Here is a 15451-nt window from a genome sequence, read left to right as displayed (position 1 = left end):
ATAAACACAACAAAGCCCTTCATGAGAAGGGCTTTGTTTTATCTGATTCTAATAGCTGACGAAAAGCGGTTCGTTAGTTCATTTCCGTATTGATCACCACGTCACGCGTTTCATTATCCATATCACTGATGCCAACAACTGAGATTTCACGGTCAGATAAATTCTCAATCATGCTGTCTTCTAACCCACCGTCCGTCATCCACGCATAGAATTTTTCTGCAATACGATCCGAACCTTCCCCGACAAACGTTAATGTGACCTTCTTCATTTGTGACACTCCATCAATTTACGATTCAGCCACTTAAGCGTAGTATGTTTCGCAAATATCGACATAAACTAGGACTAACTTCTTTTATGAGTATCGAAAAATTTGACGCGATTTATCAGCGCGCTGCTGAGCGTAAAGGTGGTGAAGATCAACTTGAAGCGCTTTTGTCTCATCCACTAAGCAAAGAAGAATTGGCAGCGATTCCCGATGACCGTTGGCTGGCCGCTTTTTCGATGAAGGTATTCCAAAGTGGGATTTCGTGGAGCGTAGTTCGCAACAAGTGGCCGAACTTCGAAGAAGTATTCTTCGGATTTAAGATTGAGCCCTTGTTAATGCTGTCAGACGAGCAATGGGAAACCAAAGCAACCGACAAACGCATCATTCGCCATCTCACTAAAGTCATGTCGATCCCTGCTAATGCTCGTATGATCCACGAAGCAAAAATCGAATACGGCTCGTTTGGCAAAATGGTTGCCGATTGGCCGCAAGAGAAAATCACCGACCTATGGGCATATTTGAAGAAACACGGTAATCGCCTAGGTGGAAATACCGGTCCTTACACACTTCGCCAAATGGGCGTTGATACCTTTATCTTGTCTAGCGACGTCGAGGCTTACCTGCGTAATTGCAAGATCATTGAAGGTGGCAAAGACACTAAAAAGTCGCTCGACGCCACCAACAAAGCATTTGTGCAATGGCAACAAGAAAGTGGTAGAAGCCTGTCTGAAATAAGCCAAGTTATTGCGTTCAGCACCGGCGATAATCGCATTTAACCGAGATTAAACCCAAAATACAAACGGCGCACTGATCATTGGATTTAGTGCGCCGTTTTTATGTTCATTGGTTCAAGTACAGACTTACTTTGAACCCAGTGATTCCCACTCAGTCAGTATCTGCATAATGCGGTGAGAGTCTTCCCATGTTGCACAAGGGTTTTCTAACGAGGTACGCCCCTCCTCAACCGCTTGGCGAATAGTGCGCACTTGATAGAAGAAAGCGTCCCCAACTGCCGGTACAAACACTTCACGCTTCGACGTCTCGTAAATTTCCACACTAAACTGGTTATCTTGCGTTGGTAGCCATGGGTTCGAGTCTAACGTAATACAGCCTTTGCTACCCAGAATGATGAATTGGTGTTTCAATCCGTGATCTTCGGCGGTATGCACGCTCGCTGTTTGTTGCTCACCGAATTGCATCATCAAGCTCGATTCACAGATATTCCCATCGTTACCTCGTCGACCAATCGCCGTCATAGAGCGGTTTCCAAAGGCTTGTTCACCCAACATGGTTTTCACCACCAAGTGCACCAATGATATTGGGTAGCAACCTAAATTATACAAAGCACCTTTGCTGTCTGGATTAACAAACTGCGCAATCGACGCAATATAAGAAGTATGGATGGAGCGAAGTTCACCGATCTCTCCCGATTTAAGCACCGAAAGTAACTCGCTGATCAACGGGTGATGCAAGTACATCAAGCCTTCAGCAAAGAATACCTTGTGCGATTCGACTGCCTTTAGAGCCAACTCGGTTTTTTCCATATCTACCGAAAGTGACTTCTCACAAAGAATCGCTTTCCCTTTCTCTGCCGCTTTGATAATAAAGTCATGATGAAGGTGATTTGGCAGTGCGATGTAAATAATGTCGACTTGTTCATCGGCAATCAACGCATCGTAATCGTTGAACGTGTTCTCGATACCATATTGCTCAGCGAATGCCTTCAAGTTCTGCTCCGAACGCCCAGCCACCGCGTAGAGCTTACTCTTGTCATCGCCTTGGATTGCCTCTGCCATGACACCTGAGATAAAGCTTGTGCCTAAAATGCCCCATTTCATGTTCACGTCTCCTATTGCGCTTGAGTTTCGAATGCTTGGACTAACTCTGCCATTTCAGCTGCAATGAACGCTTGTGTATGCGGCATAGCAAAATGCGCTTCAATCGCGGCGCGGTTTTCATATCGCTCCCAAAGAATCACACGCAGTGGTTCTTTCGAATCGTAGGTCGCATTCGCTTGCAAACACCCCGCTTCGCTCTGCATATCAAGGCAAAATTGTTCAATGGTCTCAACCACTTGTTGTCTTGGCTTATCGGCATTCATTTTCAGTTCGGCGGTAACAAAAATCGTCTTGCTCATGATGGATCTCTTTCTCCACTCTTAATCATACGTCCACTGTAATTAACCTCATATGATTGATAAACTCTGCTTTAGTTATTTCTTTATCAACTCTGGGTATGTAATGGATAAATTAACAAGCATGAAGGTTTTCGCTTACGTGGTCGAACATGGCAGCTTTCGTAACGCCGCACACCACTTTGACATTTCACCGACCATGGTTGGCAAACACGTGAGCTTTCTTGAGCAAAACTTAGGTACGCAGCTGATTCATCGCACCACGCGCAAACAGTCCTTGACCGAAGCTGGCAGACTCTACTATCAAGAGTGCCACCGCATTATTGAAGACATCACCAACGCAGAGAACCTAATCCAGACGCTGATCAACCGCCCAACTGGAACAGTAAAAGTTAACTGCCCAGTTACCTATGGTAAAAAGGTGATTGCGCCCATCGTGGCTGACTTCTTAGCAGAATTTCCCGAACTGAACGTTGAGTTAATGTTGGATAACAGTTTGATTGACCCATATCGAAGCGAAGCAGACGTGATTATTCGTATTGGTGAGTTGGTCGATTCATCGTTAGTTGCAAGAAAACTCGGGGAATACGACATGACTTACTGCGCCTCACCCTCTTACCTTGAGCAACATGCCCCTATCCAATCGCTTGATGACCTTGAACATCATCATTGTTTGGGATTTCAGTATCACCAAGGAGAAAGCCAACAAGTGGTGAACATGCCATCTAATACCTTTGGAAACAGCAACACCCGATTAACGTCTAATAATGGTGATGTGCTTAAGTTTGCCGCGTTAAAAGGCTCTGGTGTTCTTCTACAACCAAAGATCTTAGTTGAACAAGAAATCCAGTCTGGCGCGTTGGTAGAAATTCTCCATTCACACATTCCCAAGCCAAAGCCGATCCACCTGCTTTACCGTTCAAAACAGCTTTCCCTTAAAAATCGCACCTTCGTCGATTTTGTTCTTTCTCATGTGAGCCAATAATACAAACAGACAAAACGGCGGTAATTTAACCAAGCAATTAGTTTTTATTGTCGATATGACAAATATTATTTCTCATTAATTATCTTTATTTTTCATAACGTTAGTACAGAACGCTCATTTGATGAACATAATTTATTGATTCCCATCAATTGCATTGCCCTGACAAAGTGACTAGGATTGCCGCCTTTCCTGAGTGAACTATCAAAATAACATCGAGAAATTTAATCTAATTTCTCTCCAAGTTCGTGCGTAATCACGACATTTGCACTCATTTCAAACTGCATAAGCACATTCCTTTGCTTATGAAAACGACATTGATTTCTCAACACTTTTGGTCACGTATGTGACTTTTTTCGTTGGGAGCGATTTTTCAATCAAGGTTGGTCACAAGGACGCTACCCCTTGACTGCATTTACTGGAGGATAAAATGCCTAAAGGTCTAATGCTGACTGACTTAGCCATTGCTGGCTTACTATTGATTTTGGCAAAAGTCATTCGCGTTCACACGCCACTACTACAACGTATGTACATTCCATCGGCGGTTCTCGCGGGATTATTCGGTCTGATTTTTGGACCAGCCCTGCTAAACATACTGCCGTGGACCGATACATTTACCGCTAACGCAAGCCTATTAACTGCTGCACTTTTTTCTGCGTTAGGTCTGGCAACTGATGTCCCATCACCTAAGACCGTCGCACAGCGCGCTGGCTCATTGTGGGCATTCAACCAAATCGCTTCTGTTTCACAGTGGTTATTTGCAGCAATGTTTGGCCTCGCGATCACTACCTTCTTCTGGCCAGAGATTAATCCAGGCTTTGGCGTGACAATGTCTGCAGGCTTTATGGGCGGTCACGGTTCAGCTTCTGTTGTTGGCGAAATATTCACGGGGCTTGGTTGGGAAGATGGCTTCACACTAGGTTTAACCTTCGCAACCGTGGGTATCTTCATTTCGATTTCTGTCGGCATGCTCATGCTGCAATTCGCATTGAAGATGGGTTGGATTCGTAGCTTTACGACATTCGATAGCATGGACGAACACGAACGCAAAGGTCTTGTTAAACCTGATGATCAAGAACCGGTAATGAAAGACACTATGTCTTCCCTGTCGGTTGATTCTTTTGCGATTCACGCCGCATTGGTGGTTGTAGTAACGGCGTTCTCCTATGTTGCTGCTAACTATTTATCTTCCTTCCACGATAAGGTGCAGATCCCAACGTTTGTAACCGGGTTCCTTGGCGGTATGTTGGTTCGAATTGTCGCAAAGCAGACCAAAGCGTCACGTTACCTTTGTGATGGCGCGTTCAAACATGCAGCGGGCATCAGCACCGACTATTTGATTATCTTCGGTATCTCTGCAATCAAGATTACCGTCTTGGCCCAATACTTAATGCCTATGGTAGTACTAGCTCTTGGCGGCGTATGTTTCACACTTTGGTTAATCTTTTGGGTGGCTCCACGCATCATGGGAGACGATTGGTTTGAAAAAGGCATCTTCTCTTGGGGTTGGCTGACGGGTACGGTTGCAATGGGTATTGCCCTACTGCGTATTGTCGATCCAAAGATGCGTAGCAAGGTACTTGATGATTACGCCATCGCTTATGTCCCAGGCTCAATCACTGACATCTTCATCATATCTTTGATGCCAATCGCGATGTATAACGGCATGCACTGGCAAGCTCTTGGTGTTGGTTTAGCATACATAGCCGTAGTTCTTTTTATTTGGCGTTTTGTTTTCAAACAAGGCTCACAGACCGCAACGAATCCATCATAACGACCTGATTTACCGAGCCTCATTTTAGCTGAAATGGGGCTTTTTCTTACTGATATCTCAATAACTTTTTATGTAAAAACAAACACACTTCAAGTTAAAAAAATGAGCAATTTGTTTTATATATAAGAACATGACTACTCATCGCATAACTTCATTCTTTTTCAATACCTTTCCAGCCATAATTTTGTTCCAGAATAGCAGTCTATAAAAGCAAATTCGGAGGTTGGCTGTGCGTAATTCCAAAGGTTTTACTCTGATAGAATTGGTGATTTGTATCGTCATTCTGGGAATAGTAAGTGTTGTGGCGTTTCCAAAATTTTTAGACATCCAAAAAGACGCCCGTATTGCGGTCTTGCATGGCGCAAGAGAAGCTTTGATGACCGCAAACAATCAAGTTTATGCGAAAGCAGTCATGCAATCTCAAGAACAAGTCGATGGTGGAGAGGTCAAGAATATTGACTTGGATAGCGATGGTGTTAAGGATTTAATTGGCTATTACGGATACATAAAGAACGTAATACCTGCACAAGAACTCGCTGGTTTTGACCCTCAATTGACTATCAATCGATGGTATGGCGTGGATGATGAAAATGAACCTTACTTCTTGATTGGCTTTGCTAATAAGCCCGTAGATATCTCTCATCTTTGTTATGTTGAGGTTTACTACCCGAAAACATCAGGTGGTCAAATAAAATACGGAATTCAAACTAGAGACTGCTAAAACCACTCAGAATGAGCTTCAAAAGCATCACTTTTGAAGCTTTTATCCCCTAACAATCCAAAACCCTTCAAAACTTCAAATTAACAATAAATTCACATTATCTCGTTACATCCACACCTTTCAGCGATACATAAGGCAGCAAACCACACTGTTCCTGCCAAATCGACACATTGTATTGTTTTTCATTTCGCTCAAAAATTCCGCTTGTAAACTCATTAATTCGCTCAATAATAGTTCTATAACAAATTCAATAATTTAAGCAGGAGGCGAAATGAGAATATTCTGGCAGCTGCGTTGGTACTTCCAACTCAAATGGAAACAATATGTGGGGTCAATCCTATTGTTTGCCGTCATTTCAGCCCTTCAGCTTGTTCCCCCTAAAGCAGTCGGCATTATTGTCGATGGTGTGGTTGATAACACGCTAGAAACCAGCACCTTACTGATGTGGTTAACCGGTCTTATTGCGTTATTTTTTGCGATATATGGCTGTCGAATTCTATGGCGTATCTGGTTATTTGGCGCGAGTTGGGAATTAGGCACTATTTTACGTAACCGACTCTACCACCATATATCCACGCAACCTCCTCGATTCTTCGAAAGATACAAAACTGGCGACCTGATGGCTCGTGGCACCAATGACGTGCGCAACGTCGTGATGACAGCCGGTGAAGGCGTATTAACCGCGGCAGATTCGGTGATTACTGGTATTGCTGTTTTCATTATTATGGTGACACAAATCAGTTGGAAGCTGACGTTAATGGCTCTTTTACCGATGCCATTCCTCGCGATCATCATCTTTTTCATTGTTCGCATTCTGCATAAACGTTTTAAGATCGCACAAGAAGCTTTCTCCACAATGTCAGACATGACTCAAGAATCATTGAATGGCGTACGTATGCTGCGTGCTTTTGGGTTAGAAAACCAAGAGCAAAAGCGTTTTGAAGATGTCGTCGATGATACTGGCGAGAAGAATATCGCGGTAGCTCGCGTTGACGCACGTTTTGACCCAGCAATCCAATTGACCATTGGCATGTCTTTCTTCCTAAGCGTGGCATCAGGTGCGTATTTAGTTGACCAAGGTGATATTACACTTGGGGATTTGACCGCATTTACCATGTACTTAGGTCTTATGATTTGGCCGATGTTGGCATTCGCGTTCTTGTTCAATATTCTGGAACGAGGCTCTGCTGCGTGGAATCGCCTACAAGAAATATTTGATGAGAAGCCAGAAATCATCAGTGGCGATACACCATTAGGCACGGATCCATTACCTTTGCAGATCAAGATTAATGAGTTCCACTGGTCAAAAGATCTGCCCGCTGCGCTCACCGATGTTCACATCACTTTGGAGCCTGGAAAAATGCTCGGCATTGCAGGTCCTGTCGGTAGTGGCAAATCAACCTTGCTAACCCTACTGCTTCGTCAACATGACATGGACAACGGTACGATTCAATTTGGTGATATCAAAATCAAAAACGCACTCTTACCAGAATGGCGAAACCGCTTTGCCGTGGTCAATCAAAGCCCGTTCTTGTTCTCTAAATCTATCTTCGACAACATCGCTCTAGGTAACCCTGACGCATCAAAAGAAGACGTTTATCGTGCGGCGAAACTGGCTTGTATCCACGACGATATTGAGAAGTTTCCTGAAGGCTATCAAACAGAAGTGGGCGAAAAAGGCATTACCCTCTCTGGAGGTCAGAAACAACGTATCGCTATTGCTCGCGCCATGTTGCTCAATGCACAAGTGCTGGTCTTGGATGACGCACTATCTGCCGTTGATGGGCGTACAGAGCATCAAATACTAAAGAACCTAGAGACGTATTACCGTGACCAGGCGTTAATCGTCATCGCTCATCGCCTCACTGCACTAGAGGCAGCCGAAGAGATTGTCGTACTCAACCACGGTCACATCGCAGAACGTGGTCAACATCGCGCGCTCCTTGAGCGGCAAGGTTGGTACGCAGAGATGTACCAATATCAAAAACTAGAACAAGCAATGGAGGACGAATAATGAAGCAATCAACAACGTTTAAACGGTTATTGTCTTACCCATTGTCGCAACCAAAGCCGATGTTAAAAGGCTTAGCACTGCTGTTTATAGCCGCGTTAGCCAGCGCGGGTGGACCTTGGCTCGTTCAATACTTTATTGATGAACACATCGCGAAAGGTGATTATTCACGAGATATTTTGATTTCATTGGCAGCGGGCTACATCGCATTACAGCTTATTTCAGCGACGTTTCAATATTTCCAATCGCTGCAGTTCAGCATTGTGGCGACCAACACAATAAAAACGATTCGCAAACAAGTTTTCGCTGGCGTCATCAAGCAACCCTTGTCCGAGTTTGATTACACTCCTGCTGGTAAGTTGGTTTCAAGAATCACCAACGACACGGAATCGCTGCAACAGTTTTACGAACTGCTAATCGCGACGGTAGTGAAGAACGCCGTGATGATCTTGGTAATGCTTGGGGTTATGTTTTACATGAGCTGGAAGCTGACTATCGTGGTGTTAGTGCTCCTACCTATCGTTATCGGCTTCATGTACCTGTTCAAAAAACTAAGTACCGAAAGCTACCGCAACATGCGTGATTTACTGACAGACATTAACGCCAACTTGAGTGAGTCTATTCAAGGCATGAGTGTAGTGCAGTTGATGCAGCAAGAAAAACGATTCAACAAGCAATTCAACGGGCTCACCGCAGATCATTTAGTCGCATCAAAGAAAGTTATTCGTTTGAACGGCTTCCTACTGCGTCCGCTCATGGATTTACTCGCGGGTCTTGCACTGCTCTCACTCGTTGCTATCTTTGGTTTTAATGGCGTAGAAATGATTGGTGTCGGCGTTCTTTATGCCTTCATAAGCTACTTAGCGCGCGTAACGGAACCTTTGATTGAAATGACTCAGCAGTTGGCACTACTTCAGCAAGCATTAGTATCGAGTGAGCGAGTGTTCGAGTTGATGGATGCGAAAGAACAAACCTATGGTGACGATCACCGCCCACTCCAAACGGGTGCAATCGAATTGAGCAACCTCACTTTCAGCTACGATGGCAAACAAGACGTGTTGAAAGACATTTCTCTCAAAGCTGCTCACCAAGACTTTATCGCTCTTGTTGGTCATACCGGCAGTGGTAAAAGTACTCTCGCATCACTACTGATGGGCTTTTATCCAACGAACATCGGTGAGTTACGCATCGATGGTCGTCCATTAAAGTCCCTAGGAAAAGACGTACTTCGTAAAGACGTTGCCATGGTTCAACAAGACCCGCATATCTTACCTGCTAGCGTAAGAGAAAATATTTCTTTAGGTAGAGCGGTCGAAGATACTCAAGTTTGGGATGCACTAGAAAAGGTAGGATTGGCAGAACAAATTCGTCGTTATCCGAATGGTCTAGACACACAACTTGGACAAGGCGAAACGAATCTTTCTGCAGGTCAAAAGCAGTTGCTTGCGCTGGCGCGTGTTTTGGTGGCTAAACCAAAAATCCTTATCTTGGATGAGGCAACCGCGAACATCGATTCGGGTACTGAAGCTCTGATTCAAAAAAGCTTAGAAGTTCTGCGCCAAGATATGACGCTTGTCGTCATTGCGCACCGATTATCGACTATTTTAGATGCCGATCAGATTATCGTTTTGCATCATGGCGATTTGGTTGAAAGTGGCACGCACAAAGCGCTGTTAAAACACAATGGACGATACGCGCAGATGTACCAGCTTCAGCAAGCAAATCGACATATTCAGCAACTTGAAGAGGAAGATGACAAACAGTTTGAGGAAGCTGTTTAAACAGTCTACAGACCCAGACATTAAGCCCGTTGGTCATACTGCGGGCTTTTGTTTATCCCCAATACGGGCGAACCGATTTGGTGTCTCGTTCTTCGGTTTCCACCGCCTACATTTCTAGTTTTCTTAGACTATACCCAAGTAACCTCGAGATGCTAGGTTCAGCGAGAATGACTTGGTTTGTAGACGCGGCGACGATTTAAAGATCTAGTCACTCTAAATCAAGAATCGGCAACAAAGTATACAAGCCAAGACAGCTCGCCCTTCGGGAGCGTGGCATTGCCCCGCTTTTTTAATTAAACCAATGGCTGCGTCAAACAACTTGGAAAGAGCTGGCTATTTCGCTGCGTTGTTTTCCTTGACCTCGAATCAATGACAACGCTCTGAATCCTACATCTTGAAGTCACTTGGGTATATAACCCGTTATCCATTCTTATTTTAAAACTATTTACTTTGTATTTTTATGTATTTATTTGTACGTGAACACATACAAAAAAACACCGTTCAATAATGAATTATCTATAAATTCCTTGGTCACATATTACCGAAAACATTATTTAGAATGATAGGAATTGGATGGATGAGTTTAAAAGCGAATATTAAGTTTATAGCGCTTGCTACTGCTGGTTTTTCAATAAGTTCACAAGCTGCACTATATCAAGTAGTGCAAGTCGTTCCCGATAACACTAATTTATCTTCATTTGGTTCCGCGATTCAAAGTGGAGACATTAATGATCCAATTACTGGACAACCTTACTCACTCGGTTGCTTTGAAAAAGAAGCGAATTGTGATGCCAGTAAATTCAAAATAGCACTCGATGTTCGCTCAACGGCTATGCTAGAGGGGAAACCTATTGATGTATCTGAACTGAGAGAAGAAGTACCTTTTGCAATGGATTCTAGCTTTGCATATCGAGGTAGTGAATCTGGTTTTAAACGATACTGTGACAACGAAAAAAAATACAAGATTTGTTCAGCGTGGGCGAGCACACTCTGGCAAGCATGGTCATTGGGTCACAATGAAGCATCTGAGCCAACAGTAACCGCATACGTAGAAGGTGACCACAACACAGCCTTCCCTCTCTTTAACCCAAATACCAAAAACAGCGTGGTTAATGCTTTAACAAAAGACGCAAAGCCAATTGGGACGGTGGCGACTGGATTAGACTCTAAAGACACCATTTCACCAGTTAAACCAAACTTTACTACTGCAGGCGATCAAGCAGCCATAGTCGCAACCCGAGCATGGGCGACAGATGGCGCTATCACTGTTGGCAGCGTGGCGAGAAAATCAGGGTCAAACCACAGTTCTAAAGCTGCAATATGGGATGACAAAGGAAATGCGCTAGAACTCGAATGGCAAAGCAAACGACTCAAAGGCGGCAAAAGACTTGCTCAAGGTAGCATGCGAGACTTTGTTACTGATGGTAGTACTGTCTATGGCGTCGGCTACAACTCGTATCAGAAAGACAACTACATGGACGCCACCGTCTTTGTTGGCGACCTAAATAAAAAAGAAGATTGGGTCAACAAACCCGTGGACGGGGCACAGCAACGAATTAAAAACAAAACACTGCATAGCAATTCAAGGTTAACCGGCGTTAACTCTAACTTCGTTGCGATTGGTGAAGCGAAACGTTCAGGGCAGTATTTAATGCCAACAGGTTCTGCGCCCAACCGTTTATTCGTCGTCAATGATGTAAGAGCAAAAACATTGCGAGCCAACTATTTGCAATCCGGGATTTTCTTTGACGGTGCGAGTGGAAAAATGGGTGCAATCAATACATACAATGAAATTGTCGGCAGAGTGGATGCAGAAAAGGTACGCGCATCGAAAGGCAAACCACGTAGACAACGAGCGTTTATCTTGCCTTATGCAAAAAATAGTAAAGTCAGTGAAAGAGCAAAAACGCTGTTTGATGGAAAAGCGTGGTATTTGGATGATTTAACAAACGGTTCAGATTCAAGCGATACTTCGTCCACCTCTTACTCCCAAGAAAATAACCGATTCAGAATTATCGATGCGAGCGACATTAATGATGCGGGTATTATTTCTGCAACAGCGCTGAAGTGTCATTCTGGATATAAAACCACCGCCAATAATGCGACTTGTTCAGATAAGGAAGAAGTCGTTGCGGTTAAGTTAATTCCAATTAAAGGAAAAACAGCGAAGAATATTGTACCTAGGGATGTTGAAAAAACACCAACGAAACGTAATGGCGCGGGTTTGGGGCTATTTACCGCATTCGGGTTGATTATTCTTTCAATTACGAGAAACGTTAAGACAAGAAAAATAAACATTAAATAGGAAAATATTGGATCAAGTTAAAAACGTGAAAGCTCGTTTTTTATCTCCTCGCTAAAAACACATCGTAGATGACAATGGTGACTCCCCTGTTTCTGAACAACCAATTAAAACAGAAATGGGGGCGTTCATGAGCTTAAAACTCTATTTGAAGTTCAGAACAGGCAAGGCTAATGAGATTTACGCCCTAGCTTTGAGCTTTTGATGAAGACTCGAAACTGACGTCCCTTTCCTTTTACAAAGTCGGAAGTACACTAAGGTTACTTTGGAGGTGTTCAAGTTAAAATCCCCATAAAACCACCTGATTCTATTCATAATCTAAACAATTTTTTTATTTCTTACCTATTATTGACATAACCCCTCGCTATTTTGAGCGATGTCGTTGTAAAATCGCGCTAATTACCGACACGTTTTCCCTCAGCAAAGTGGATTCATTCTGCTTGCCGGGACTCGCGTCTATCAATTTTCCTATTGCATGTTAATTTCATGACTGAAGTCCATGGACCAAGATAAGTTTACTAACATCTATCGCTTGCCAGGTTCGCTACAAATTCGAATCGCTAAGTGGCAAAAGACCTTCCGCGGCACATCTGATTTGGTTCTTCATCAGGTGCTAATGGAACGTAATAAGCAATTTAAGAAACCAAGCTTTTTACCAAAGAGTTGGTGCATCACGCCTATCGATGAGAATGACATCACCATTACTCATCACGGTAAATACATTCAAACCGTCATGCGTACCATGCTGGACAGAAAGGTTTCTTACAAACGCCTATTCTTATCTCGAATGGATGCGGACAAGGGTGAGAAGGTATTACGCGAGTACAAGCTTGAGTGGGTAAGAAAGCACAATCAGATTGCTAAAAAGTACAACCAAATCAAGAAAAAACAGTACATGAACTTTGCAAGAGAAGAGGAAGAAACGCTCTACCCTTCAATCCCAAAAGGCGAGTTCGATAAAGCGTTATGGAATAAATTGGTGGTTTCTACCTTTGGTCCCGAGAAAAAGTACAAAAACCCTCATTACGTGCGCAAAGCTGATTTCTAAAAAATCCCCCGATAATTCGGGGGATTTTTGTTTCACACTAATATTTACCAATCGTAGGTTAAGCTCGCGATAACATTACGACGGTCGCCGTACCAACAAAAGCCATCACATGTCGCGACATACTCTTTATCTGCTAGGTTCTTAGCTGCAACTTGCAACTTGTAATCACCAATACGGTAGCTCACCGTCGCATCCATCAAGAAGTAGCCCGGCACTTTAATTGTTTCAGTGTTATCGCCGTATGATTCACCGGTGTAACGCGCCCCAAGCCCAACAGCTAAGCCATCAAGTGTCCCTTCTAGGAAACGGTAATGCGCCCAAGCGGATGATACCGTGTTCGCCACTTGAGATGGAGAATTGCCCACCCATGCTGCGTTCACATCTTCTTTGATTTCAGAATCCACATAAGCAATGTTACCAAGTAATGTCAGTGACGGGGTCACATTTGCTACTGCTTCAAATTCAATACCCTTATTTTCTACTTTACCAATTTGAGTTAACTGATTGAGGTGGATTCGAGCAAGGTTCTCTTTCGTTGCTTGGTAAGCTGCAATATTAAAGTAGCCATCGAACGTACGAGGTTGGTATTTCACACCGATTTCAAACTGGTCTCCACTTTCTGGCTTCGCAGGCTTGCCTGCACTGTCTTGCTGAATAATAGGATCAAAATACTGCGAATAACTAAAGTATGGCGTAAAACCAGCCTCTGAAATGTATGCAGTACCTACGCTAAACGTCCACTCTTCATTATCAACTTTAGTTCGAGAGCCTGTCGTTACATTGTGAACCTCATTGCTCGTATCATCATAACGTGCGCCAAGAAGAACCGCCCACTTGTCATTGACCAGAATGTGGTCTTGTAGATAGATACCAAGCTGCTCGTTATCAACCTTTGTTCGCTGCTTGTCGGCGTCAGTCAAAGGCTGAAGCGTTGTTGGGTCTAGCAACCAAACATTGTTCGAATAACTTGGGTTGAAAACATCAAAACGCGGTTCTGGCAAGATTCCAATAGGCGTGGTTAAGAGTGAATTTCCATCAGCCACCAATGGGTCGCTTGCAAAGTCTTGACCATCAATACTGACCATCTGATAGTCAATACCAACCATGAGGTTATGTTCAACACTTCCCCATTGCATGTTGTGCATCAAGCGGTTATCAATATTGAAAGCATCAGAAGAGCCCTCTTCTGTACTGGCCGCACGCAGGATGCTTTTGCGCTCATTCAAAGGATCAAGCAGCGGACCTAATCCTGGGACGTCAGCAGCATAGACGTACGAATACATTTGTCGAAGGTTGACGTCCATTTGGCTATAACGAGTCGACTGAACAAAAGAAGTCGTGTCATTGAACATATGTGCAAACTCGTAACCAACAGAAAGCTGTTCGCGTTCAAACGTTTCCCAATCCGTGTTCCCGACCGCAAGACTATCGCTTATCTTACCGTTTTTGTTTGGCTTCAATGTTCCCTCTACAGGTAAGAACTGCAGGTATGGGTCAGAATCATCTTTTTGGTAACTGGTCAGCAAAGTAATTTCTGACGTATCAGTGAACTTGTAAGTCAGTGAAGGAGCAATAAGGAAACGCTCGGCCTCAACGCCATCAACACGTGTGCCGTTCTTTCGCGCCAAACCTTGCACACGAACAGCAAGCTTCTCATTCACTTCTGAGTTCACATCCAGAGAAATCTGTTTGCGATCTTCAGAACCATACTCCACCGACACCTGGCCAGAGCCACCATCAAACTGAGGGCGTTTGCTCACTAAATTGATAACACCACCTGGAGGGTTTTGACCATAAAGCACAGAGGCCGCGCCACGAAGCACTTCCACTCGCTCTAATGCAAACGGGTCAATCTGCCAACTGTAAAATCCAGATGAATACAGACGAGTTCCATCTTGATATAAGCCACTATTCGCCTGCTTAAAACCACGGATAATAAACCAATCTTGCTTGTTATCTTCACCAAAATAATTGGTTTGAATGCTTGGCGTATATTGCAGTGCATCTGAGACACTGATTGATGCGCGGTCATCCATTTGCTCACGAGTCACAACGGAAACAGCGCGTGGCGTTTCGTTGATCGCTAAATCCATCTTCGTTGCAGTACGACTCTTCGCACCAAGGTAGCTAAAATCAGGACCAACGGCACTGTCTTCTTGTAGACCAATTACAACAATGTTTTCATCTTCTTGAGCAAGCACTTGAGGGGTTACTAGCACCATCGCAATAGCCACTGCTGCGGGTGTTAGCATAAACTGCCGATTCATCATTTTTCTCCTTTTTTGTCGGCAACCTTTCCAACCTTTTATGCGTTGAGCGAATAGACAAGCCCACACGGGTTGGTTCCGGCATAACCACTGATTTTCCTTAAATGCAAAAACACAGGACGTGCTTTGCTAGCATCACAAACTGGGTGATGAGAGCGATCACCCA

At 43.9% G+C, this 15451-nt stretch carries 12 protein-coding genes; 8 read left to right on the top strand and 4 right to left on the bottom strand.

From position 1 onward, the window contains the following. Positions 1 to 73 precede the first annotated feature (73 nt). A complete protein-coding gene (locus tag NL647_RS13480) occupies positions 74 to 268 on the bottom strand; it encodes a hypothetical protein (RefSeq protein ID WP_005377692.1) in 195 nt (64 codons plus the stop codon). An 86-nt stretch (positions 269 to 354) separates the two neighbouring features. Here NL647_RS13480 and NL647_RS13475 point away from each other — a divergent pair, with 86 nt between their 5' ends. Continuing rightward, positions 355 to 1041, top strand: coding sequence for a DNA-3-methyladenine glycosylase I (locus NL647_RS13475; RefSeq protein WP_017819464.1), 687 nt, complete (start codon positions 355 to 357; stop codon positions 1039 to 1041). 84 nt (positions 1042 to 1125) lie between these two features. Here NL647_RS13475 and NL647_RS13470 read toward each other — a convergent pair whose 3' ends face one another. Continuing rightward, positions 1126 to 2103: a Gfo/Idh/MocA family protein gene (locus NL647_RS13470; RefSeq protein WP_253650260.1), complete on the bottom strand. Its 978-nt coding sequence runs from the start codon at positions 2101 to 2103 to the stop codon at positions 1126 to 1128. Between the two features lie 11 nt (positions 2104 to 2114). Continuing rightward, a complete protein-coding gene (locus NL647_RS13465) occupies positions 2115 to 2402 on the bottom strand; it encodes a putative quinol monooxygenase (RefSeq protein WP_253650259.1) in 288 nt (95 codons plus the stop codon). A gap of 103 nt (positions 2403 to 2505) precedes the next feature. Between NL647_RS13465 and NL647_RS13460 the strand changes: the two genes are divergently transcribed. The 7 genes from NL647_RS13460 (at position 2506) to NL647_RS13430 (ending at position 13018) form a co-directional block, all read left to right on the top strand. Then, a complete protein-coding gene (locus NL647_RS13460) occupies positions 2506 to 3384 on the top strand; it encodes a LysR family transcriptional regulator (RefSeq protein WP_053049172.1) in 879 nt (292 codons plus the stop codon). A gap of 427 nt (positions 3385 to 3811) precedes the next feature. Beyond that, complete coding sequence (locus tag NL647_RS13455) at positions 3812 to 5155, top strand: sodium/glutamate symporter (protein WP_053049171.1); 1344 nt, start codon at positions 3812 to 3814, stop codon at positions 5153 to 5155. 229 nt (positions 5156 to 5384) lie between these two features. Then, positions 5385 to 5876, top strand: coding sequence for a type II secretion system protein (locus tag NL647_RS13450; RefSeq protein ID WP_005451816.1), 492 nt, complete (start codon positions 5385 to 5387; stop codon positions 5874 to 5876). Positions 5877 to 6147: 271 nt separating this feature from the next. Further along, positions 6148 to 7890, top strand: a complete 1743-nt coding sequence (locus NL647_RS13445; RefSeq protein WP_253650258.1) for an ABC transporter transmembrane domain-containing protein — start codon at positions 6148 to 6150, stop codon at positions 7888 to 7890. Beyond that, positions 7890 to 9668, top strand: a complete 1779-nt coding sequence (locus NL647_RS13440; protein ID WP_253650257.1) for an ABC transporter transmembrane domain-containing protein — start codon at positions 7890 to 7892, stop codon at positions 9666 to 9668. Before NL647_RS13445 ends, NL647_RS13440 begins: the two co-directional genes overlap by 1 nt. Before the next feature lie 577 nt (positions 9669 to 10245). Continuing rightward, positions 10246 to 11973, top strand: a complete 1728-nt coding sequence (locus tag NL647_RS13435) for a DUF3466 family protein (protein ID WP_154203753.1) — start codon at positions 10246 to 10248, stop codon at positions 11971 to 11973. A 496-nt stretch (positions 11974 to 12469) separates the two neighbouring features. Next, positions 12470 to 13018 (top strand): hypothetical protein, encoded by a 549-nt coding sequence (locus NL647_RS13430; RefSeq protein ID WP_005442115.1) that lies wholly within the window; start codon positions 12470 to 12472, stop codon positions 13016 to 13018. A 44-nt stretch (positions 13019 to 13062) separates the two neighbouring features. Here the strand turns inward: NL647_RS13430 and NL647_RS13425 are convergent, their stop codons facing one another. Continuing rightward, positions 13063 to 15285 (bottom strand): TonB-dependent siderophore receptor, encoded by a 2223-nt coding sequence (locus NL647_RS13425; RefSeq protein ID WP_253650303.1) that lies wholly within the window; start codon positions 15283 to 15285, stop codon positions 13063 to 13065. Between the last annotated feature and the right edge of the window lie 166 nt (positions 15286 to 15451).

It is taken from the genome of Vibrio sp. Y29_XK_CS5 (assembly GCF_024181835.1).
Classification (GTDB): domain Bacteria; phylum Pseudomonadota; class Gammaproteobacteria; order Enterobacterales; family Vibrionaceae; genus Vibrio; species Vibrio harveyi.
Note: the sequence above shows the minus strand (reverse complement) of the source record. Positions and strands in the feature narration are given on the sequence as shown.